Raw genomic sequence first — 21,761 nt, 5'->3', positions numbered from 1 at the left:
CCCCATGGCCAGCAATGACACCGATATCCAGCTGCGGATCCGCGCCGCCGTTGAGGGGCTGGCCGAGATCAGCAAGCTCATCGCCGAGGTGGATACCCTGGGTGGTGAGACCGAATCGAGCAGCGAGCAGGTCGGCTCCCTGGGGGATGAGCTGCAGCGCCTCGGTGAGCAAAACGCGACCCTGACCCAGTTTGCCAACCTCAAGCGCAGCACCGCCGATCTGGGGGAGGGGCTCGAGGCTGCCCGCACCCGTGCTACCGGCATGGGCAAGGCACTAGCAGATGCCAAGAAGGAGCTGACGGCGTCCAATGCTGCCTACAGTGCCAATCGGCAGGAGACCGAGCGGCTGGCGAGCGCTCATGCGGAAGCCAAGGCCAAGGTGGACCTGCTGCGCCAGGCCAACAGCGAGGCGACCAGCGTCACCAAGGAACAGCGCCAGGCGCTCAAGGATGCACGGGATCAGGTTCGCCTACTGGGGGACCAGTACAAAGAGAGCGCGGGGCAAACCAATGCCCTCAAGAACGGGCTGGATGCCAGCGAGAAGGCGCTGCGGCAGCAAGCCCGGGAGTTCAACTCTGCTCGCCGGGAAGTGCAGTCCCTCGATAGCCAGTATCAGCGGCAGAACACCACGCTCAATGGGCTGCGCCGCGCCCTGACCGAGGCTGGGGTCGACACCCGCAAGCTGGCCAGCGAGCAGAAGCGGATTGAAACGGCCAGCCAACAGGCCGGGGCCCAGGTGGCATACCTGAAGAGCCAGCTTGCTGGACAGGCAGGGCAATTGCGCTCAAATGCCGCCGGGATGGAGGCATACAGCAAGAAAGCCAAGCAGGCGGAGCAGAACACCGAACAGCTGCATGAAGCGGTTCAGAGTGGCGAGCAAGGATGGGCAGCTCTGGCGGGCAAGATCACCGGCGTTGCAGCAGCCTTTCTCAGTTTTGATCAACTGGCTGCCCGCACTACCGGGATGGTCAGAACAGCGGATGAGATTGAGCGCCTGGGCGTCTCGCTCAAGAGCGTGGAAGGGAGTGCCGCCGGCGGTGAAAAGGCACTGGCCTGGTTGCGGGAGTTCAACGAGAAGACCCCGTTCCAACTCAACGAGATCACCACCGCCTTTATCAAGGCCAAGAACTTCGGATTGGACCCCTATAACGGGGTGCTGCAGGCCACGGCCAACTACACCGCCAAGACGGCCGGCACCTATCAGGATCTGGAAGGGGTCATCACCGCTCTCGGGCAAGCCTATGTGAAAGGCAAGCTGCAAGCGGAGGAGATGAACCAGCTCAATGAGCGCTCGGTGGCAGCGGCCAAACTGCTGTCGAAAGCCATGGGCAAGACCACTGACGAGATCATCGCCATGGCCACGGCAGGCAAGCTGGGTCGAAACGAGATCGAACTGCTGATCAAGGCGATGGGCGAGGATGCGGCCGGTGCGTCGGAGGAGATGGCGCAGACCTTCAGTGGAATATGGTCGAACTTTCTCGAGCAGCTCAACCAGGTCGAACTGGCCGTGGCCGATGCGGGGATTTTTGCCTTCATCAAATCCGAGCTGGCAGAGGTCACTGCCCAGATCAAAGCCGCAGCGGCAGACGGCAGTTTGGCAACCTGGGCACAAGGTGTGTCCGATGGCATGAGATCTGGTGCCATCGCCATTCGTGGGATCACCGAAACCCTTGTCGAGATGAGAGATGGGATCGGGCTGGTGGTGAAGGTCTGGGGCACCATGAAGGTGATCCAGTGGAGTACCCAGCTGCTCGGCTTCGGGCAGGCGATGAAAACAGGGGTGGTACAGCCGGCAGCAGAGGCCGGCAAAGAGCTCGACAAGACGAGCAAGAAAGCGGTCAAGCTCAATGGGGTGCTGGGGGCGCTTACCCTGGGTAATGGGGCAGTTGCGGCTGGCCTCTCTGTTCTTGTCTACGAGGGGGGAAAAGGGTTGGCCAAGCTGGCCGAAGACGCCGGTGTCTGGGCGGCCAAGATGGGCGAGGCTGGGGAGGTTGAGCAGCGAGTGGCCGAGCAGTCTCGCGCCTTCTTCGCCCAACTGCAGCGCCAGGGCATGACCACCATGGCGCAGTTTGACGAGTTCAAGAATGTGCAGATCCTCACTGCACAGGAGGTCGCCAACCTCTCTGCCGTCGAGCGGGCAGCCTACGAGCAGCGGCTCAAAGGCCATCGCGAGTACCTGACGGGCCAGTTGCAGGTGCAAAAGGCGCTTGAAGCCTCCGGGCTCAAGGCAGAGTCCATGCAGTATCAGGCCGATGCTGCACTGGCCAGCATGCGACAGGGATTTCTCGATCTGGCGGCTGGCGCCGACATGGCTGGCCAGACCATTGACGCCAAGACTCGGCCAGCCGTGCTGAAGCTGGTGGCCGACTTTGACTTGCTCAAGGCAAAAGGGAAGGAAACGGCTACCGGGATCAGCGAGATGTTCAAGGGGCTGCAATTGGGGGATCCCACCTCTCTGCAGAACATTACCCTGGCGCTCGAGTCGCTGCGTGAGCAGGGCAAGGTCACCCAGACCGAGATTGATGCGGGGCTGCGCAAGAGTCTGCAGGACATGAGCCTACAGGATCTCGAGGTATTGAAGGTCCAGTCAATGGCGGCTTTTGACACCATGAAGAATGGTGCCATCAGCACGGCCCAGATCACCGAGTCGGTGCTGTCAGAAAAGCTGCGCCGCCTGGGCGTGGATTATCAAGCGCTCCATACCGGTATTGATGCCGTAGGCCGCCAGACCATCGACACCTTCCGCGCTGTTGCTACCGATGTGAATGCCACCTCGCAAGACATTGCCGCCGCCATGAAGGCGGCCGTCAACAAGGCAGACACGGTGCAAGAGCTGGAGGAGCTGAGAAAGGTCTGGTTATCGGTAGGGCAGGCGGGAAAGGTCTCTGCACAGGAGCAAGGACGCGGGCTTACCTATCTGGATGATCATATCCGCCAGACCAAAGCGAAAGCAGCAGAGATTGGTGATGGCTTCAACACCGCGGCGGATAAGTCGAAGAAGGCCACCGACACCATGAGGGAAAACCTCAAAGGGGTGCAAGAAGAGGCCAAAAAGACCAAAGCCGATGTTGAAGACGCCATCAGCAGTACGAGTGGTGGCAGCTCTGCCTTGTCGGGGGCGGGGCGAGGGGATGTGACTCGCACGGTTGGTGCTGGCTCCTTCTTCTACAAAACGGTGGATATCAACCAGCTCCGCGGCAACGCCGATGCCCTGGCCAACACCCTGGCCGGAGTGGAGGACGAGCTGGCCCGCTACAGCCAGAAAGTCAGGGACATCCCCGCCTACAGCGAGTGGAGCAAGTGGTACGCAGAGAAATTTCAGAAGGAGATGGAGGCCATGCGTGCCCAGCTCCAGAAGGAGTTGAATAAGGCGCAGCAGAAGGAAGCGGAGAAAGCGACGACTCAGCCGACTGTAGGGACCACGCCGCCGCAACAACAGAGTGCACCGATGCCATCAGGCAGTAATAAAACGGTCACCATCTATCTCAAATCCGACACTCACAGCGCAGAACTCCAGTCCGATGAGGAAAACCTGGATGCGTTGCTGCGTCTGTTGAAACAGCAAGGACTCAGAAGCTGATGATCACATTAGCGGGTATCGAATTGCCAGATGACCTGGACTGGGAAGATGAGTTCGCGTGGGAGCCTGTTGGACAGGTCATAACCCCAACGCTTTCAGGGGCCATCATCGTCGAAGAGTCCGTCCAATCCGAGGGACGGCCCATCACTCTTCGCTCTGATGGTGAGGCATGGGTAAGGCGTTCGACCGTGTTGGCATTGCAGTCATTGGCTGCGGCCCCGTCTACTCGGATGCCGCTCTTCCTCAACGGGCGCATCTTCACCGTCATATGGCGTCGAGAAAACAGCGGTGGGCTGGAGGCAAAGCAACTCTACCGGATCGCGGATCCGGATGCCCAGACCCCTTATGAAATCACCCTTCGCCTTCTTGAGGTAACCCCATGACCATTCATTCCGGCGACATCAAACTGATGGCCAGTCAGCGGTTGACTGACACCACGGACGGCGGCGGCCGCATCACCGGGCAGGAGATCGTGAGCGGCGAGCACAATGGCCTGTTTCAGGACATCAGCGATCTCGACCGCACTTACGGGGTGGTCAGCATGCGCAAGGCGTTTCTGGCGGTGCAGACGGATGACACGGACACCTATCGGGGTGCCCATATCATCGTGCAGGTGCCCCCGGCTGACCCGAACGTGGGGCTATGCCTCATCAACACCCGGGATCATCACGACACCCGCGCCAATGCCCGCGACGTGCTGGAGCGCTATCTGGCCCGTGGTCCCAAGTGGCGCGGATTCCTGTACGACACCCAGCTCGAAGGCCAGCGGGCGATCCGCTTCTTCCAGCGCGTCGAAGTGCGCCTGCCGGAAGTGGGGGAGACCCTGGTGCTGGTTGGCAACGAGGGCAAGGCGGGGGAGTTCGAGCAGTATGTGCGGGTGCTGGAAGTCACCCAGCAGCTTGCCAAGTTCCAGGTGCCAGGAGTGCCCGAGTTCACCCGCAACGTGGTGACCTGCAAGCTGGCTGACCCGTTGCGCTACACCTTCGAGGGGGAGCAGCCGACCCCCTATGATGTGGTGACCAACGTCAAAACCGCCCTGCGGGAAACCGTGGTGGCCGATGCCGCCAACTACTTCGCCACCACCAAGCTGGCGGAGGCGGTGAACCTGGGCGCCATGCAGGTGCGGGCCAAGACGATCTTTACCCAGATCGTGCCGTCTGCCCGCACCGAGACCCCAGCGGTGGATCTGACAGCGGCTGGCGAAATGGCCAGCCTGGTGGATTCGGGCAAGGGCCTGGTCAGCTTTTCGACCGTGGTCAGCATTGCCCCCAGCCGGGGCCTGTTCCTCGGCACGGGCGTGAAACCCGGCACCCTGACCATCACCATCGGTGCGGCCGTCATCATCGACAAGGGGGGCGAGCTGGTTGTGGCCGGGTCCGTGGTGGGTGCTATCGACTATGGCCGTGGTCAGCTGGAGTTCAACGCCCAGTGCCCGAACTACGGGGCCGCCAGCAAAACCATCAGCTTCTGGCCAGCGTCTCGCCCGTCCCGTATCGCTGACACGGCCAGGATCGACATCAAGGCCAACAACCGGGGCTATGCCTACACCATCACCCTGCTGCCGACTCCGGCACCGGGCACCCTCACGGTGTCGTTTATGGCGCAGGGGAAATGGTACGACTTGAAGGACAACGGGCGCGGCGAGCTGTTCGGCGCGGATCGCTCGTTCGGCACCGGGATCGTCAACCTGGCCACCGGGTCGGTCATGCTGACCCTGGGGGCCCTGCCGGACGTGGACACCGCAATCCTGTTCAGCTGGGCGACCCCGGTCAACTACACCAACCGCAGCAACCAGCCCATCAGCATCAGCAAGTCGGCATGGCAACTGCCCCACACCGGGATCACCCCCAAGAGCGTGATCCTGACCTGGGGCAGCGGCCAAACGGCCAACGATGCGGTGGGGGATGGGCGCCTGCGCGGCGACATCACCGGCACCATCAACTATGCCGAGGGGGTGATCATTCTCGATCACATCACCCTGCCGGCGCTGGGCCAGGAGTACCTCGCCCAGTACCAGTACGGTGAGCCGGTGACCGAGCGCCACGTTGAACCGGGGCGCCTGAGTACCCCCGGCCAGGTGGGGCACCTCTCCATCACCCTGGACGGCGCAGGCGGCGGGGCCACCAACCTGACCCCCGGGTCGGTGCATGTCAAATTCAACGCGCTCTATCACAAGTTCGATGTGGACGATCAGGAGCTGGTGATCCAGACCCGCGACCCGGTGATCACCCTACTGGATGACGGCCAGGGCAACCTCAAGGACGCCAGCGGCAACACCCTGGGGGCCATCAACTACGCCGCCGGCACCCTGCATTTCATGCCGGATGGCAGTGCCCCCTTGCCCAAGCCGACCTATGCCTGGGTGACCGTGGGCACCAAATGGGTGGGCAACAACCAGGTGGCGGTGCAGCGCTGGACCATGACCGGCATCGAGTACCACAACACGGCGTACACCTTCCCCGATGGCGAGGGGGGCTGGGTCGAAGTGACCTACCGCAACAACAACAGTGCCCTGGCGCAAAACGCCACCCTGACCGCCCAGGCGCTGCGCATTGATGTCACCCCCGGGTTTGCGGAGGCCATTCTGGAAGGGTCGCTGCGCTTCACCCTGGGGGGGGAGGTCTATGTAGACCGCCAAGGCTTGCTCTACCGCAACCCGGACCCGGAAACGGGATCCGGTATCCAGGCAGGCACCATCGACTACTCGAACGGCTTGGCGGTGCTGTCTGACTGGGCGGCCGGGCAGACGGCGCAGCCGTCGCTGCAGTCCCTGGCCACCTCGTTCAGCGCCCAGTCGGTGGATGAGGTGACCTTCCGTACCCCGGGGGCCCCGGTGGCGCCGGGTAGCCTCTACATCAGCGCCAACACCGCGAGCGGGCGGCGCATCGAGGCCACGGCGGACGGGGACGGCTATTTCACCACCACCGACATGGATGGCCGGGTGAACTACCAGACCGGGGTGGTGACGGTGCGCTTTGGTCGGTTCGTCACCGCTGCGGGCAACGAGAGCCAGCCCTGGTATGACGTTGACCAGGTGGGGCTGGACGGCAAGATCTGGCGCCCCATCAGCGTGGTGGCCGACACCATCCTGTTCAACTGTGTGGTGTTCAGCTATCTGCCCCTCGATGCCGACATCATCGGGCTGGATCCGGTGCGTCTGCCGTCCGATGGCCGGGTGCCCTTCATCCGCAAGGGGACCACGGTGGTGGTTCACAGCACCCGCAAGTCGGCGTTCCCGCTGGGGGTCAGTGCCGGGCAGCAGCTCAGCACCGGCCGCACCCGCTTGGCGCATGCCCATGTGGAGGACAAGAACGGCAAGGCGCTGGCGACCACCCTCTACAGCGTCAACCTGGATAGCGGCGTGGTGACGCTCGGCACTCCATTAGACCTGACCGGCTATGTCGAACCCCTCTATGCCGTGCATCGCATCGAGGACATGAGCCTGGTCAGCGACGTGGAGATCTCGGGCCGCCTGCTGCTGACCAAGGCGCTGTCCCATGCCTATGACCCGGCAGATACCTATGTCTCCAGCGCCCTCATCATCGGCGACCTGTGGGCCAGGTATACCAACCTGTTCGATCAGAAGGCGTGGACCAATGTCTGGTCTGATTTCCTCATCGGCGACCAGTCCACGGCGCAATACAACGACACGGTTTACCCGCTCCTGGTCACCAACCGGGGCGCCCTGCAGGAGCGCTGGGCGGTGATATTCACCTCCAGCACCAACTTTGTGCTGGTTGGGGAGCATGTGGGCCAGATCGCGGTGGGGGACGTGAACACCGACTTGGCCCCCATCAACCCCAACAACGGCCAGCCCTATTTCCGGCTGGACGCGAGGGGCTGGGGGGCAGGATGGGCTAGTGGCAACGTGCTGCGTTTCACCACCGAGGCAGCCGGCGCCCCCTTCTGGCCGATCCGTACCGTGTTGCAGTCGGTGGCGTCACAGGATACCGACAAGTTCGAGCTGGCCCTGCGCGGCAACATCAACACCCCATAAGGGACCAACCAGGTGGGGCAACCTGCCCCACCCCATAGGAGATCATCATGGCGTTTCCGGTGAAATGGTACAGCAATGCAATGCAGGGGGCCCCGAGTCTGGGGGATACCGCTCCCGGCGCCTTGGCCGCTCTGCTCAAGGCGTGTTTGATCACGGGGTTTGGCAACCTGACGGTCAGCAGCCTGGCATGGGATGCCGCCATGGGGTGCGCAGTGGCCACCATCGACAGCGGGCACAGCTACCTGCCTGAATCGGTGATCGCCATCAGCGGCGCTACCCCGGCCGCCTACAATGGTGAGCATCGGGTCAAACAGGTGAATGCGACCAAGGTGTGGTTCGAGCTGGATGGGGGCAACCCGGGCAGCAATGCCACCGGGACCATCAGCATCAAGATCCCGGGGCTGGGCTGGACGCTGTTGGCGGAAAGTGCGGATGGACAGACCATGATCATCCGCAGCCCGGAGTCGGTGGACCAGTACCCGGTCTGCTACCACATTGACAACAGCGCGTTCAGTGGGTGGACACATGCGAGCAATTACTATTACTTCGCCAAGGTCAGCATGGTTGAGGACGTGCAGGATCTGACCACCTTCACGCTGATCAATATGCAAGCATGGCCAGCCACCAAACGGTATTCCGATGGTCGCTGGGATCTGTTTGGTGACAACCTACTGTTCTATTTTGTGCCAGCCTATGCCAGCCGCAATGGCCGTTCCTGTCTGGCCGCCGGATATATCAATTCCGTCCGACCTGGTGATCGTTATCATGCTGTGCTTGCTGGCATAATTAATAATATCGGTGCCACCAACGCTATCTCTTGGACCAGCAACACCGCCCCCAGCGGTAACGGAAACAACTTTGTTATGGGGGATTTTCTCGCTCATGGTGCAACGGCCAACCGTATTCTTGCTCGCCCACATAGCCAGTTATTTGGAGCCATCAGTTGGCAGACTATCGGGCTATTCTCCCGAATGGGGGCCGGTCTAGCGGTTCCCAATCCAGCAGACAACGGGTTTTATCTGGCCAAAGAGCCAACAATGGTGTTGGAAGGAGGAGACACCATGCGCGGTTCCTTGCCGGGTTTAATCAATCCTTATGGCGACATCACGGCCTACGATGGCAAAACATTCAGCGATCTGCCGCTCTTGGGGGTGCGCACGGTACGCTTCATCAGGGCGACGTATGCCACGAACGTCTTCTCATCTTTGGCTGCGACGCTAGTGGCCTTTGACATCACTGGCCCCTGGAGGTAGCGATGGACCCACTCTATCCATTCGCCGTTATCGGTCCTGGGCTGGTGTGGGGCAATCAGGAAACCCCGACCGAGGCATTTCCCCTGCTTGAAACTCGGCATCTGCCGCTGACCTGTCAACCTGGTCTGGGGGCTTACGATGCCTTGATGATGGTGACGCCAGAAGGCCGTTCCCGCGCCATGGGCTACATCGAGAGCACCGTCACCATCAACGGTGAAGGGGTCGCTCGCCGTGTGCTCTGCTTCACCCAGTCGGGGGATCTGATCGCCGAGACCATGAGCCGGGCAGGAGATGGCAAATATCGGTTCGACAGTCTTTGGCTGGCCCAACGTTACATGCTGGTCGCCCAGGACGATCCGGCGTTCGGCCCGGCCGATTACAACGCCGTGGCGGCTGATTTCCAGCTCCCCACCCCTTACGCCCCCGGTGAGGGGGTCGGCCTGGCCTGATAGGGCCGCACCAGGAGGTACTATGTTCACGTATGCAGATGCCCTGCGCACCAGCCGCGCCCAGCTGCTGGCCAGCGCCATCGACGAGGGCAGCGCGGGGCCCGCGACCCTCAAGATCTACACCGGTGGACGCCCCGCCCCAGGGGCGGCCATCACCAGCCAGGTGCTCTTGGTGACGCTGCAGTTCACCCACCCTTGCGCCCAGAGCGTGACGGGCGGGGTGCTGACCCTCAAGCCTCTGGCCGAACAGATGGTCACCGCCAGCGGGGTCCAGGCCTGGGGGCGCATCGCCAATCGGGACGGCGACTTTGTGGCGGATCTCGACGTGGGGCTACCGGAGAGTGGCGCCGACATCGAGATCCCGGCCAACGAGCTGTATGCGGGCGCCTTGGTGCGCATCAACAATGCCACCTTCACCGAACCCTAACTGCTCTGCGTGAGCCAAGAGGTCAGCATGGCCAGAACCGACGCCCGCCTGGCGCTGCAGAAGGCCCGCAAGTCGTCCGCTGCCCTGGAGCTGAACCCGGCCATGGTGGTGCGCTATGTGGCCGTGCTGCAGGGCACCTGTCTGCCGCCCACCTTCGCCAGCTCCCCCGGGCTGGTGCTGCCTGCCGTCTTGCAGGGGCAGGGGCAGGCACCGCTGACAGATGTCACGATCACGCCCATCCATCCGGCTACCCTGGCCAGCACGGCCCCTGCCACGGTCACGGACATCACCGCCAGCGTGGTGATCGATGCGACGTTGGCCGTGACGGCGCGGGCCGCGCTCTACCAGATTGAGGCGGGCTATGACATCAACGTGTTTCGGGGGCCGAGCCACACCAGCCAGGGGCAATGGCAGCAAGCCCAGGATGTAGTGGCCAGCGTCATCAGCCACTGGGAGCGCCCCGGGGTGGCCCAGGCGCACCATCAGCAGTCCTGGCAAGAGGGCACGGCGCTGGAGAGCACTCTGGTAGGTGTCGCGGCTCAGATGCCGCGCTGCGATAACCAGGTGCAGGATCGCTTTGAAGAAGGCCCTGCACTGGGCACGACCCACGGCACCGGCTTTACCAGCCTGCCGCGCTGCGATGTCACCCCGCGCTCGTTGTGGCGTGAGGCCACCAGGGCGGGGTGCTGGCAGGTGAGCGGTTATCGCGACCTGCCGCGCCTGGACAAGGAGTGGCAGGGCGGCTGGGCCCAGGGTATCGGGCTGGGGTTCACCCTGACCGGCCAGCGCTGGCAGTGGGGCCTGCCCCTTCGCAAAAGCTGGCGGGATGGGTGGGATGAGGCGATACAGCCCCCCTGGGGCATCACGCCGCCCCCCAAGCCCCCCATCACCCCGGAGCGCCCGGACAAGCGCAGCCGCAAGCTGGCGTTCGGCCGCCCCCGGGGGGATGCCTCCCTGGAGTTTGTCTGGTTCGGGCAAGCCCACATCGTTATTCCAACCCGGAGGGTTTACCTGGTGAGCAACACAGCACAGATAGTGCGAGTCAGGGACGGGCTCGACATTCCCGCCACCTCGCTGAGCATCGAACTCGACACCGACTCCTGGGCCTGGCAGTTCACGGCCCAGATCCCCCGCATCGCGGCAGCCGAGATGACGGACGAGGAGGAGGTAAGCATCTTCGTCAACGGCCAGCAGTGGGATTGCGTGTGCGATGGTTGGCAGTCAAGCCAGAGCTTTGCCCGTGAGTCGGCGACCCTCACCGGGCGCTCTCGCACGGCCTATTTGTCACCGACTCATGTCTTACCCCAGGCTGTGAGCGAGATCGGTGCAGCGACCATGGCCCAGCTCGCAGAGGCACTGCTGCCGTTCGGCTGGACCCTGGACTGGCAGGCGCCGGATTGGCTGGTACCTGGCGGCTTCTTCAGCCTCGATAGCCAGACTCCCATCGAGGCGATCAAGTACCTGGCCGAGGCGGCGGGTGGGTTCGTGTTGCCGCACCAGCGCGATCGGCACCTGGTCATCAAGCCGCGCTATCCGACCGTGCCCTGGCAGATCGATGGAGCGCTGGCAGACGTGGCCATCCCCCGCGCCATCATCACGACGCTGGGCAGCGACTTCCAGCCGGGACAGCCGGCGAACGGCATCTATGTCAGCGGTGGCCATCAGGGCATCAACGCGCGGGTGCTGCGCCAAGGCACTGCAGGGGAGCGGCAGGCTTTGGCCATCACCCACTCGCTGGTGTGCGATGTGGTGGCGGCCCGCGCCCAGGGTGTGGTGGGGCTGGCCAAGACCCTGCCGAAGCGCACCCAGACCATCCAGCTGCCATTGTCTGCCGATACGGGGCTCATCCTGCCCGGGGCGTTGCTCGCGGTGGATGGCTGGAAGGGATACAACCGGGGCGTCAGGGTTTCTGCTGAGCTGCAGAACAAGGCCATGACGGTGCGCCAGCAACTGAGTGTGGAGCGATTTGTATGAACCTGTTCAAGCAGTTCCAAGCGCTGATACCCGGTGCCGACCCGCTGCTGGTCGGTACCGTCACCGCAACGACGGGCACTGGCACCACGCTGGAGACCCCGGGCGGGGGCGTGGTGATCGTGCGTGGGGGAGGGGTGGCCATCGGCCAGAAGGCGTTTTACCAGGGAGGTGCCATCATTGGGCCCGCGCCTGATTTACCAACCTATGAAATCGAGGTTTAAACCCCTGTCAAACGTTGGCTTTTTCTGGCGATATGGCAATCAGTGGTTAGGCTTTATTTGTTCAAGGAGGATATCGCTATGAAGAATGTGAAAGGATTCACATTGCTTGAACTGATGATAGCGGTCAGTTTGGGCGTCATTTTACTCGGTATTGGGGCCCCGGCTTTATCCAGCTTGCTCAGCGGAAACGCTCTGCATTTCGAGTCCCGTAACATACTGAAAATCATGAGATTCGCTCGTAGCCAAGCAATTGACAATCAGACGGTAGTGACTGCGTGTTTGGCTGATGCCAACGACAATTGCGTAACGGCAGACCCCTCGCATTTCTTGGTGTTCATTGACGACAATGCAAATGACGTCCTGAACAATGGAGAGCAGGTTTTGGTAAGAAGTGCAGATTTCCCCAGCTCACTGACAGCAACCAACAGCATCACCTCTAGCACTTTCAGCCCGGATGGTACTCGGGATATCGACGATGAAGATGAACATGTCATCAGCCTCTGTATCTCAGGTAATGCACAGGTCAATCTTGTGACGCCGCCAGGTGGCCGAACCCGTCAAGAAACTCAAGCATTCATCTGCCAATAGCATCTTTCATTCTCGGCGTAATCTGCATCGCCGAGAATGATAAATACCATGTTCCAGTCGATGGCCATTTTCCCCGTAAGAATTTCTCATTTTTCGTGGCGGGCTACACGGGCGGGGACGTGGTGATCGTGCGAGGGGGGAGGGGTGGCCATCGGCCAGAAGGCGTTTTACCGAAGTAGTGAGATGGCAGGATGGGCCCCTGATCTACCAACATTTGAGATGGAAGTTTGAGTCCATGTCTTTGAGGTCGGACTACAATTGATGCCTGAAATTGACCAATACACCTCTGACAAGGAATGGCTATGAAACAATGGATGCTGTTGTGTGTGATTGCTCTTGTGCCACTGACATCTCATGCAGGAGCAATGCGTTGTAAGAACGCGCTCATCAGTGAGGGAGATTCATCTTTCAACGTGCAGAAGAAGTGCGGTCAACCGCAGATGAAAGAGGACATCATTGATGAACGCCTTCTGGATGCCCCGAAGATTGGGGAACGTTGGACCTATCAGGCCCGCGAAAGTGACATCCCTCAGGCCGTGACCATCATCAATGGCAAGGTGACCCAGATAGAAGACCTCACCCGCTGATGTGACAATGGCCACGCAATGTGGCCATTCCTGCCTCAGGTAAATCAATGAGCCATTCACTCACGGCACACTTCCCCCCTCTTGCCATCTTGGCAACTGTCAGATCTAACAGTGCTGTATCTCTTGGTGATTGGAGCCATCATCTCCAGCAAAAGGCCTCAAAAATTGGGGCCATCCTGGGGCCAAAAAATACAGAACTGATGAGTTTGGGGCCAAAATGGGGCCACGAAAAGAGCTGTGGAAAGCCGAGGTTAGCTGATGGGGAGTGAGCCTAAGATTATGAATTAGCCAGCTTTATGCGGCTCTTGGTAGCTCTATCTAGCTTTCGTTCTGCCTCAATGGTTCATCGTGTAAATAAATTGAGCCATTGGCTAATTCTCTTCCTTTCAGCAGTTTAATGTCTTGGCATTAACAAACTGATGTCGTGGTGGGGCCGGGTCGACGGGCCGTCAACCCGGTTCCAAAAAACCCGTCGATTGTAAACCAATGGGAGAGGGGCGGCAAAGCCGGGCGCCGCAGGCCGGGACGGCCGACAAGCGCGAGGGAAGAGGGGCAACCGGGCAAGCTCAGCGCGGTGAGTTGCGGCGGGCCGGTTTGTCAGGATCCTGCCCCGAGTAGTAGAGCACCCGCTGCACATACTCCTGGGTTTCCTGATAGGGCGGCACACCGCCGTGGCGCAGCACGGCCTGTTCCCCGGCGTTGTAGGCGGCGCTGATCCTCACCCAGTCCGGACCGAACTGCTTCTCCAGCCACTTCAGGTAGATCATGGCGCCACGGATGTTCTGCTGGGCATCGAACGGCCGGGTCACGCCGAAGCGGGCCTGGGTTTCGGGAATGAGCTGCATGACGCCCTGCGCCTGCTTGGGGGAGACGGCGGTGCTGTTCAGATTGGATTCGGCGATGGCGATGGCCAGGGCGAGCTGGGGGTCCACTTTGTGACGCTGGGCGGCCAGGCGGATCATGACGGCCAGCTTTTGCTTGGCCTGTGACTGTCTGGCCAGGTAGCGCTCCTGATCGAAGGGGGTGCTGGGGCGTACCCAGGGAGCTCCACCGCCACCGCCTCCGATGCCGCAGGTACCCAGGGGGGCATTGCCGACCCGCTCGTTGTAGTAACGGGCGGCCTGCTGGTTGCCAAGGCGCATGGCCATGGCCAGGTAGGCGTTGGCGCTGCGGGCATTGCGGATCCCCTGGGGGCCGCGGGCCAGCAGGCGGCCGATGCGGTAATAGGCTTCCGGGTTGCCAAGGTTGGCGGCGGTGCAGTAGTGGGCGATGGCCTGCCGCGGGTTTCCCTGTTCCATGGCGGCACCCTGGCGCAGTGCGCTCATGGCCTTGGGGGCCTGACGAAAGGGATCTGCGTGGGAAGTGGTGGCCAGCAGTATCAGGAGTCCCCAGCCCCAGAGTCGTTTTTTCATGGAAACCTCGTCGTTGGTATCCGCAACATATAGGCCCGATCCGGGGAGGGACGCCAGCCAGCAGATGGAACATCTGGTTATGTGGGTGAGCAACAGAGATGAAAACGGTATGGAACTTTTGGTGCAGGGGAGAGGCGGTATGACACCCGGGTCAGTGACTGCTTTGACAGATTTGTTAATTGAGGTTCAATATGCTGACACAGTTGTTTTCTAACGCCTTGTATTTGCATGATGTCAGCCAGGCCATCGATGCAATGTCGTCGGGTCTGCCGGGTGAATCGATAGCGCCTCTGATGAGGGCAGGATGTGCATATGGTCGAATCGGTCGATATCTCTGTCGTGGTGCCTGCCAAGGATGAGCGGGACAATCTGGCCCCGCTTGTCGGCGAAATAGATGCCGCCCTTGGGGGCAGGTTCGAGTACGAACTGATCTATGTGGACGATGGCAGTGTGGACGACAGCCATGTGGTACTGCGCGATTTGCAGACGCGTTTCACCAGGCTGAAGGTGCTACGTCATGTCCATGCCGTGGGCCAGAGCATGGCGGTGCTGAGCGGAGTGCGCCACGGGCGTGGCGACTGGCTGGTGGTACTCGACGGCGATGGTCAGAACGATCCCGCCGACATTCCCGCCATGCTGGAGGAGGCGATGCGCCGCTACCAGAGCGATCCATACCAGGTGGGCCTCATCGGCCACCGGGTCAACCGCCGTGACGACTGGGTCAAGCGCCTCTCTTCAAAGCTGGCCAACGGCTTTCGCGATCTGCTGCTGCGCGACGGTATTCCGGATACCGGCTGCGGGCTCAAGGTGGTGCGTCGCGACTGGTATCTGAAACTGCCCGCCTTCAATCACATGCACCGCTACATCCCCGCGCTGATCCAGGCACAAGGGGGGCGCATGGCGCCCTGGCCGGTCAACCACAGGCCACGCCAGGCGGGCATCTCCAAATATGGGGTCTGGAACCGGCTCTGGGTCGGGCTGGTGGACGTGGTCGGGGTCTGGTGGTTGCAGCGCCGATCCAAGGTGGTTGAAATCCGGGAGATGCTGGAGTGATGGACGCCTGGCTGTCTGCCCCCATCGACTGGCTGGACTGGACCGGGGTGCATGTCACTGGCTGGAAGCTGATCGGCTATACAGGGGCGCTGATGTTCGGCGGACGCTGGCTGGTGCAGTTTCTGGCGTCCAGGCGGGCGGGACGACCCGTCATCCCGCGCCTGTTCTGGTACATGAGCGTGATCGGTAGCCTGATGACGCTCAGCTACTTCACCTTCTCTCCCAAGCAGGACTCTGTCGGTGTGCTGCAAAACCTCTTCCCCACCTTCACCGCGCTCTACAGCCTCTATCTCGATATCCAGCATCGGGGCTGGCGGCGGGACAAGGCAGTGACCGGGGAGGCTCGTCATGGTGAGTGATCGCACCCTGCTCAATCAGACGTCCCTTGGCTGGTTGCTGCTGATCGCGCTGGTGGTGCTGGGGGCCGGGCTGGGTCTGCGGGATCCCTGGCCGGCGGACGAGCCGCGTTTTGCCCTGATCGCCCGGGAGATGGTGGAGAGCGGCCAGTGGCTCTTCCCCATGCGTGGCGGGGAGCTCTATCCGGACAAGCCGCCGCTGTTTATGTGGGGGATCGCGATCGGTTATGTGTTGACTGGCTCCATCAAGGTGGCCTTTCTGCTGCCCTCCCTGCTGTCTGGCTTGCTGACCATCTTGCTGGTGTGGGACCTGGGGCGTCGGTTATGGAACCCAGCGGTCGGCTTTATGGCCGGGCTATTGCTGCTGTTCACCGTCCAGTTCACCCTGCAGGCCAAGACGGCGCAGATCGATGCCCTGGCGACGGCCTTCATCACCCTCGGTCTCTATGGTTTTCTGCGCTTCCTGCTCTGCGAGGGAGGGTGGCGCTGGTACTGGCTCGGCTGGTTTGCTGCTGGGCTTGGCGTCATCACCAAGGGGGTAGGAGTACTGGCCCTGCTGGTGCTGCTTCCCGCGCTCTGGACCCACAGGTCGCAAATCCGCGCCGCGCCCTTGTCAGCCTGGCTGAAGGCCCTGCTCGGGCCGCTGGCCATGGCTCTGGCGATGGGCCTCTGGCTGGTCCCCATGCTGGAGGCCGTGACCCGAAGCGGAGATCCCCTCCTGCTGGCCTACAGAGACAACATACTGCTGCGCCAGACGGTGACTCGCTATACCAGCGCCTGGCACCACGTCAAACCCTTCTGGTACTACCTCACCTCGGTGATCCCGCCGTTCTGGCTGCCGCTCTCCCTGCTGCTGCCCTGGCTGGTGGTAGCCTGGCGGCGCGCCATTCGGGCGCAGGACAGGCGTATCCTGCTGCTGCTGGGTTATCTGGTGCTGGTGGTGCTGTTTTTCTCCTGCTCGCCGGGCAAGCGGGGCGTCTACATCACGCCCGGTACGCCCGCCCTGGCGCTCCTGACCGCACCCTTCATCGGCACCCTGCTGGTCCGGGTCTGGCCGGGGCGACTGCTGGCCGGACTCGGCTGGCTGCTGGGAGGGGCAGGGCTGGTGGGGGCTCTGGTGCTGGCATTTAGCGACAGAGTGGCCAGCCGTCTGGGGGAACTGGGGCCGGATCCCTGGCTTCCCCTGCTGGTGCTGGGGGGATCCTTGCTGCTGATCAATGCCTGGCTTCGCCGGGCGCCACTGACCGCCATTCTCTGCTCCCTGGCGGTGGGGTGGCTGATCTACTCCTGCTGGATAAGCGTGCGCCTCAACGAGGTGCGCACCCCTCAGGGAGTCATGGCATTGGCGGCGCAGAGGGTGCCTGCGGGGGATGAACTGCTGCTGGCGGGATTCAAGGAGCAGCATCTGCTGTTTAGCCTGCAACCAGTGAAACATTACCCTTATCTGATGGGGGACGGGGAGCAGGCCCGGGAAGCTGCCGCCTGGATAGGGGCTGCTCCCGGGCGCTGGGTACTGGGGAGCGCCGACCTGATGGTGAGGTGTTTTGACCCCGCGAAGATGGAAAATCTCGGCAACCGTCACCGCACCGACTGGCTGCTGGCAGGCCCGCAGGCACTTAAATCCGCCTGCCGTGGGCTCTCCCCCACCATGGTGCCCTTCAGCTATACCCCTTCATCCTGAGCGCAGGGTCGCGAGCCAGGGGACCCTGCCACCTCGCCTGGCTCAGACCCGGTAGTAGTCCCGATACCAGCGGACAAAGCTGTCTACCCCTTCCTGGAGCCCGACACGGGGGCGATAGCCCGTGGCGTCGAACAACGAGCGGGTGTCGGCCCAGGTGGCGAGCACGTCGCCGGGCTGCATGGGCAGCATGTTGCGGATGGCCCGTTTGCCGAGGGCCGACTCGATGGCATTCACGAAGTCCAGCAGCCTGACCGGGCTGCCGTTGCCGATGTTGAAGAGGCGATAGGGGGCCGGGCTGGCGTCCGGGGCTCCCTGCCAGTGGGCATCGCCCGCGGGGGGGCTGTCAGAGATGAGTACTATCCCCTCGACGATGTCGTCGACATGGGTGAAATCCCGGCTGAGCTGGCCCTGGTTGTAGAGGTCGATGGGGTCGCCGTTCAGGATGGCGTGCACGAACTTGAACAGGGCCATGTCGGGCCGGCCCCAGGGGCCGTAGACGGTGAAGAAGCGCAGCCCTGTGGTGGGCAGGCCGTAGAGATGGGAGTAGGAGTGGGCCATCAGCTCCCCCGCCTTCTTGCTCGCCGCATAGAGGGAGACGGGATGATCCGCCCCATCGGACGGCTTGAACGGCATCTGTTCGTTCAGCCCGTAGACCGAGCTGGAGGAGGCATAGACCAGATGCTGCACCCGGGTCTGGCGACACCCCTCCAGCACGGTAAGGTGGCCGGTGAGGTTGCTGTCGGCGTAGGCGAAGGGGTTGTCCAGGGAGTAGCGCACTCCGGCCTGGGCCCCCAGATGGATCACCCGGTCAAACTGCTCGCGGGCAAAGAGCGAAGCCATGGCCGCGCGGTCCGCGAGATCGGTGCGCTCGAAGCGAAAGCCGGGCAGAGGCGTGAGCAGGGCGAGGCGCGCCTCCTTGAGACTCACCACGTAGTAGTCGTTGAGGTTGTCTATCCCCACCACCTGATGGCCGTCGCCACAGAGCCTGCGCGCCACATGAAATCCGATAAACCCGGCGGCGCCGGTGACGAGGTACTTCATCGCTCCTCCTGATGAGCCAGGCTGTCGCCACGGCCGATGGCATAGTAGGTGAAACCGCGCTGGCGCAGACGGGCCGGATCATAGAGGTTGCGGCCGTCGAAGATGATGGCCTGCTTCAGGGTCTGGCGAAGCAGGTCGAAATCCGGTGCGCGGAACTGTTGCCACTCGGTGCAGACGAGCAGGGCGTCGGCCCCCTGGAGGGCGGTTTCCTGGGTGTCGCACAGGGTCAAGTCCGCCCGCTGGCCATAGAGGCGGGTGGCCTCGGTCATGGCCTCGGGGTCGAACGCCTGCACCTTGCCTCCTGCCGCCCAGATCGCCTCCATCAGCACCCTGCTCGGGGCTTCGCGCATGTCGTCGGTATTGGGTTTGAAGGCGAGTCCCCATAACGCGAAGGTGCGCCCCGACAGACTGGCACCAAAATGGTGGTGCAGCCGGGTCATGAGCCTGTGCTTCTGTGCCTCGTTGACCTGCTCCACCGAGCGCAGCAGGGGGGTCTCGCACCCCGCCTCCTTCGCGGTGTGGATCAGCGCCCTGACATCCTTGGGGAAGCAGGATCCGCCATAACCGCAGCCCGGGTAGATGAAGTGGTGGCCGATGCGCGGATCGGCACCGATACCCTTGCGCACCTCCTCGATATCGGCGCCCAGGGCTTCGGCCAGGGTGGCCATCTCGTTTATGAAGGAGATGCGGGTCGCCAGCATGGCGTTGGCGGCGTACTTGGTCAGTTCGGCGCTGCGTGCATCCATCCGCAGGATGCGGTCTCGCTTGCGGTTGAAGGGGGCGTAGAGCTCCTCCAGCAGGGAGAAGGCGTGATCGGAGTCGGTGCCGATGATGATGCGATCCGGCCGCAGGCAGTCGGCGACGGCGGCGCCCTCCTTGAGAAATTCGGGGTTGGAGACCACGTCGAGCGGAAGATCGAGACCACGGTCGGCGAGGCGCTCCGCAATGTGTCGCCGTACCCGGCTGGCGGTGCCGACAGGGACAGTGCTCTTGTTGACCACCACCTTGCCCCCTTGCATCAGGCGGCCTATGGTGTCCGCCACCGTCATTACCTGATGGAGGTCGGCGGATCCGTCCTCGTCCGGCGGCGTTCCGACCGCGATGAAGATAAGCTCGGCAAACTCCACCGCCCGGGCCGGGTCTGTGGTGAAGATCAGGCGACCGGCCTGATGGTTGCGCTGCACCAGAGGGGCGAGGCCGGGCTCGAAGAGGGGAATGCGCCCCTCTTTCAGGCCCGCGACCTTGTCGGCATCCACATCCACGCAGGCCACCTTGTGACCCATCTCGGCCAGTACGGCGGCCTGAACCAACCCGACATAACCTATTCCGAATACGGTGACTCTCATCCGCTGTTGTTCCGCTGGCAGTGACAAGCGACTCATTCTAGAACGATTCGGGCGCGGGGGCAGCGGCCCGTTTCAGGTTTTTCAGCATCATGCCGGCGGTGAGTGTGGGACATTTTGGTGCAAGGATTGTAACGCCTGGATGACGCGCACCATTTTGGCGCGTGAAGGGCGGGACTTGTGATCCATCTCACTCAAATTGGAGACTGTCGGCATAACGAAGCCTCGGTTCACGGGGCTCGCTCCGCCCGACGGGCGGCCAACACTCTCTTGCTTCGCGACTGGATACCTGGTTATGGACAACACTTCACGCTCTGCGCACCCGCTCTATGAGGATGTGCTCGCCTTGCTGACCGCAGCAGGCTTCGTTTCCCTCGGCATCTTCCTGTTCCATCAGGTCGGCCTGCTCACCGGTGGCACCGCCGGCTTGGCGCTGCTGCTGCAACAGGTGACCGGCATCAGCTTCGGCCTGCTGTTCTTCGCCATGAACCTGCCTTTCTATGCCCTGGCCTGGCTCAGAATGGGGCCGCGCTTCACCCTCAATACCTTTGCCGCCGTGGCCACCGTCTCCTTCATGACGGATCACCTCAACGCCGTGCTGCAAATCGGCAAGATCGAACCCGTCTATGCGGCGCTGATCGGCGGCACCCTGATCGGCATGGGGCTGCTCATCATGTTCCGCCACAAGGCGAGCCTGGGGGGCTTCAACATCCTGGCGCTCTTCATTCAGGACAGATGGGGTGTGCGGGCAGGCAAGCTGCAAATGGGGCTGGATTGCGCCATCGTGGTCGCCTCTTTCTTCGTGGTCTCCCCCTGGCTGCTGGCGCTTTCTGTGGTGGCTGCCATCATCTGTAACCTGGTGTTGACACTCAATCACAAGCCGGGGCGCTACCAGATAGCCTGATGTGCCCGTGGGGATTGCCCTGCTGGTCAGCCCAGGGCTGGATACCGCAAAAAGACAGAGCGCCTGATGGCGCTCTGTTGCTATCTGCCCCTGGGTGTCACACCACCATGGGGACGCCGCTCTCGGGGTGGCGGATCACCTGGGCGGGGTAGCCGTAGAGGCGCGCGATGAGCGCCGGGGTCAGCACCTCGCCTGCGCTGCCGTCAGCCATCAGCCTGCCCTGCTCCAGCATCACCAGCCTATCGGCGTAGCGGGCTGCCAGATTGAGGTCGTGCAACACCACCAGCACGGCGGTGTTGCGACCGGCCAGCGCCCGGGCCATGGCGAGCAACTGGTGCTGGTATTTGAGATCCAGCGCCGAGGTGGGCTCGTCCAGCAGCAGCAGCCGCGCTTGCTGCGGTTCCTCCGGGGCCTGCCAGATCTGGGCCAGCACCCGGGCGAACTGCACCCGTTGACGCTCCCCGCCTGAAAGGCCGGGATAGAGGCGGTTCGCCAGATGGTCGACCCCGGCGTGGGTCATGGCGGCGCGGACTATCTCGTCGCGCCGGCTGGCAGGCTCGCTGTGGGGCAGCCGGCCCATGGCCACCACCTCTTCGCACAGGAAGGGGAAGCTCAAGGAGGAGCTTTGCGGCAGCACACCGACCCGGTGGGCCAGAGCGTTGTCGGTCCACCCCCTGCGGGTCTGGCCGAACAGGTGGATCTCCCCTTCATGTTCCAGCTCGCCGGTCAGGCACTTGAGCAGCGAGCTTTTGCCCGCCCCGTTGGGGCCGAGCAGGGCGGTCAGGCTGCCGGCATGCAGGTCGAGATCCAGGCTGTCCAGGATAAGCCGGTTGCCACGACTGAGGCGAAGACCCCGGCAACTGAGCAGGGGGGAGGGGGATCCGGGCAAGGTGGC

General features: G+C 62.6%; 18 protein-coding genes. 14 read left to right on the top strand and 4 right to left on the bottom strand.

Translation table 11 applies throughout. The features are described from left to right. Positions 1-4 precede the first annotated feature (4 nt). From C2U37_RS02555 to C2U37_RS02510, 10 genes are all read left to right on the top strand, one after another. Entirely contained in the window at positions 5-3,580 is a 3,576-nt protein-coding gene (locus tag C2U37_RS02555) for a tape measure protein (RefSeq protein ID WP_104451769.1), read from the top strand. After that, a complete protein-coding gene (locus tag C2U37_RS02550; RefSeq protein WP_233768448.1) occupies positions 3,580-3,963 on the top strand; it encodes a hypothetical protein in 384 nt (127 codons plus the stop codon). Before C2U37_RS02555 ends, C2U37_RS02550 begins: the two co-directional genes overlap by 1 nt. Beyond that, positions 3,960-7,577 carry a curculin (mannose-binding) lectin protein gene (locus tag C2U37_RS02545; protein WP_104451767.1) on the top strand — a complete coding sequence of 1,206 codons (3,618 nt, stop codon included), beginning with the start codon at positions 3,960-3,962 and terminating at the stop codon, positions 7,575-7,577. The genes C2U37_RS02550 and C2U37_RS02545 overlap by 4 nt, the downstream gene beginning before the upstream one ends. A 47-nt stretch (positions 7,578-7,624) precedes the next feature. After that, positions 7,625-8,830 carry a hypothetical protein gene (locus C2U37_RS02540; protein WP_233768447.1) on the top strand — a complete coding sequence of 402 codons (1,206 nt, stop codon included), beginning with the start codon at positions 7,625-7,627 and terminating at the stop codon, positions 8,828-8,830. A 2-nt stretch (positions 8,831-8,832) separates the two neighbouring features. Next, positions 8,833-9,279, top strand: a complete 447-nt coding sequence (locus C2U37_RS24975) for a hypothetical protein (RefSeq protein WP_233768446.1) — start codon at positions 8,833-8,835, stop codon at positions 9,277-9,279. 22 nt (positions 9,280-9,301) lie between these two features. Further along, on the top strand, positions 9,302-9,706 hold the full coding sequence (locus C2U37_RS02530; RefSeq protein WP_104451765.1) for a hypothetical protein: 405 nt from the start codon (positions 9,302-9,304) through the stop codon (positions 9,704-9,706). A 27-nt stretch (positions 9,707-9,733) separates the two neighbouring features. Further along, a complete protein-coding gene (locus tag C2U37_RS02525; RefSeq protein WP_104451764.1) occupies positions 9,734-11,680 on the top strand; it encodes a hypothetical protein in 1,947 nt (648 codons plus the stop codon). Beyond that, positions 11,677-11,901 (top strand): hypothetical protein, encoded by a 225-nt coding sequence (locus C2U37_RS02520; RefSeq protein ID WP_103244353.1) that lies wholly within the window; start codon positions 11,677-11,679, stop codon positions 11,899-11,901. Before C2U37_RS02525 ends, C2U37_RS02520 begins: the two co-directional genes overlap by 4 nt. A gap of 78 nt (positions 11,902-11,979) precedes the next feature. Then, positions 11,980-12,489, top strand: coding sequence for a GspH/FimT family pseudopilin (locus C2U37_RS02515; RefSeq protein WP_104451763.1), 510 nt, complete (start codon positions 11,980-11,982; stop codon positions 12,487-12,489). A 302-nt stretch (positions 12,490-12,791) separates the two neighbouring features. Then, complete coding sequence (locus C2U37_RS02510; RefSeq protein ID WP_158654933.1) at positions 12,792-13,076, top strand: DUF2845 domain-containing protein; 285 nt, start codon at positions 12,792-12,794, stop codon at positions 13,074-13,076. Positions 13,077-13,642: 566 nt separating this feature from the next. Here the strand turns inward: C2U37_RS02510 and C2U37_RS02505 are convergent. After that, a complete protein-coding gene (locus C2U37_RS02505; RefSeq protein WP_104451762.1) occupies positions 13,643-14,488 on the bottom strand; it encodes a lytic transglycosylase domain-containing protein in 846 nt (281 codons plus the stop codon). Between the two features lie 312 nt (positions 14,489-14,800). Between C2U37_RS02505 and C2U37_RS02495 the strand changes: the two genes are divergently transcribed. From C2U37_RS02495 to C2U37_RS02485, 3 genes are read left to right on the top strand one after another with little or no spacing between them, the layout of a single operon-like run. Continuing rightward, complete coding sequence (locus C2U37_RS02495) at positions 14,801-15,541, top strand: glycosyltransferase family 2 protein (RefSeq protein ID WP_042016786.1); 741 nt, start codon at positions 14,801-14,803, stop codon at positions 15,539-15,541. Next, positions 15,541-15,900, top strand: coding sequence for a lipid-A-disaccharide synthase N-terminal domain-containing protein (locus C2U37_RS02490; RefSeq protein ID WP_039040033.1), 360 nt, complete (start codon positions 15,541-15,543; stop codon positions 15,898-15,900). Before C2U37_RS02495 ends, C2U37_RS02490 begins: the two co-directional genes overlap by 1 nt. Further along, positions 15,890-17,578, top strand: coding sequence for an ArnT family glycosyltransferase (locus C2U37_RS02485; RefSeq protein WP_052815197.1), 1,689 nt, complete (start codon positions 15,890-15,892; stop codon positions 17,576-17,578). Before C2U37_RS02490 ends, C2U37_RS02485 begins: the two co-directional genes overlap by 11 nt. Before the next feature lie 42 nt (positions 17,579-17,620). Here the strand turns inward: C2U37_RS02485 and C2U37_RS02480 are convergent, their stop codons facing one another. Further along, complete coding sequence (locus C2U37_RS02480) at positions 17,621-18,619, bottom strand: NAD-dependent epimerase (RefSeq protein WP_104451761.1); 999 nt, start codon at positions 18,617-18,619, stop codon at positions 17,621-17,623. After that, on the bottom strand, positions 18,616-19,965 hold the full coding sequence (locus tag C2U37_RS02475) for a UDP-glucose dehydrogenase family protein (RefSeq protein ID WP_104451760.1): 1,350 nt from the start codon (positions 19,963-19,965) through the stop codon (positions 18,616-18,618). Before C2U37_RS02475 ends, C2U37_RS02480 begins: the two co-directional genes overlap by 4 nt. 292 nt (positions 19,966-20,257) lie before the next feature. Between C2U37_RS02475 and C2U37_RS02470 the strand changes: the two genes are divergently transcribed. Further along, entirely contained in the window at positions 20,258-20,866 is a 609-nt protein-coding gene (locus C2U37_RS02470; RefSeq protein WP_039040037.1) for a YitT family protein, read from the top strand. A gap of 97 nt (positions 20,867-20,963) precedes the next feature. On the opposite strand, the gene C2U37_RS02465 is transcribed toward C2U37_RS02470, so the two are convergent. After that, positions 20,964-21,755, bottom strand: a complete 792-nt coding sequence (locus C2U37_RS02465; protein ID WP_104451759.1) for a heme ABC transporter ATP-binding protein — start codon at positions 21,753-21,755, stop codon at positions 20,964-20,966. Positions 21,756-21,761 lie beyond the last annotated feature (6 nt).

Origin of the sequence: Aeromonas sp. ASNIH1 (assembly GCF_002934285.1) — a bacterium.
Taxonomy (GTDB): Bacteria; Pseudomonadota; Gammaproteobacteria; order Enterobacterales; family Aeromonadaceae; genus Aeromonas; species Aeromonas caviae.
Note: the sequence above shows the minus strand (reverse complement) of the source record. Positions and strands in the feature narration are given on the sequence as shown.

Bases quoted from the DNA above. Each gene is read 5' to 3' on its own strand.
- C2U37_RS02480 (WP_104451761.1), bottom strand. From the start codon at position 18,619: ATGAAGTACCTCGTCACCGGCGCCGCCGGGTTTATCGGATTTCATGTG.
- C2U37_RS02510 (WP_158654933.1), top strand. From the start codon at position 12,792: ATGAAACAATGGATGCTGTTGTGTGTGATTGCTCTTGTGCCACTGACA.
- C2U37_RS02530 (WP_104451765.1), top strand. From the start codon at position 9,302: ATGTTCACGTATGCAGATGCCCTGCGCACCAGCCGCGCCCAGCTGCTG.
- C2U37_RS02540 (WP_233768447.1), top strand. From the start codon at position 7,625: ATGGCGTTTCCGGTGAAATGGTACAGCAATGCAATGCAGGGGGCCCCG.
- C2U37_RS02515 (WP_104451763.1), top strand. From the start codon at position 11,980: ATGAAGAATGTGAAAGGATTCACATTGCTTGAACTGATGATAGCGGTC.
- C2U37_RS02495 (WP_042016786.1), top strand. From the start codon at position 14,801: ATGGTCGAATCGGTCGATATCTCTGTCGTGGTGCCTGCCAAGGATGAG.
- C2U37_RS02555 (WP_104451769.1), top strand. From the start codon at position 5: ATGGCCAGCAATGACACCGATATCCAGCTGCGGATCCGCGCCGCCGTT.
- C2U37_RS24975 (WP_233768446.1), top strand. From the start codon at position 8,833: ATGGACCCACTCTATCCATTCGCCGTTATCGGTCCTGGGCTGGTGTGG.
- C2U37_RS02545 (WP_104451767.1), top strand. From the start codon at position 3,960: ATGACCATTCATTCCGGCGACATCAAACTGATGGCCAGTCAGCGGTTG.
- C2U37_RS02485 (WP_052815197.1), top strand. From the start codon at position 15,890: ATGGTGAGTGATCGCACCCTGCTCAATCAGACGTCCCTTGGCTGGTTG.
- C2U37_RS02550 (WP_233768448.1), top strand. From the start codon at position 3,580: ATGATCACATTAGCGGGTATCGAATTGCCAGATGACCTGGACTGGGAA.
- C2U37_RS02475 (WP_104451760.1), bottom strand. From the start codon at position 19,965: ATGAGAGTCACCGTATTCGGAATAGGTTATGTCGGGTTGGTTCAGGCC.
- C2U37_RS02525 (WP_104451764.1), top strand. From the start codon at position 9,734: ATGGCCAGAACCGACGCCCGCCTGGCGCTGCAGAAGGCCCGCAAGTCG.
- C2U37_RS02470 (WP_039040037.1), top strand. From the start codon at position 20,258: ATGGACAACACTTCACGCTCTGCGCACCCGCTCTATGAGGATGTGCTC.
- C2U37_RS02520 (WP_103244353.1), top strand. From the start codon at position 11,677: ATGAACCTGTTCAAGCAGTTCCAAGCGCTGATACCCGGTGCCGACCCG.
- C2U37_RS02490 (WP_039040033.1), top strand. From the start codon at position 15,541: ATGGACGCCTGGCTGTCTGCCCCCATCGACTGGCTGGACTGGACCGGG.
- C2U37_RS02505 (WP_104451762.1), bottom strand. From the start codon at position 14,488: ATGAAAAAACGACTCTGGGGCTGGGGACTCCTGATACTGCTGGCCACC.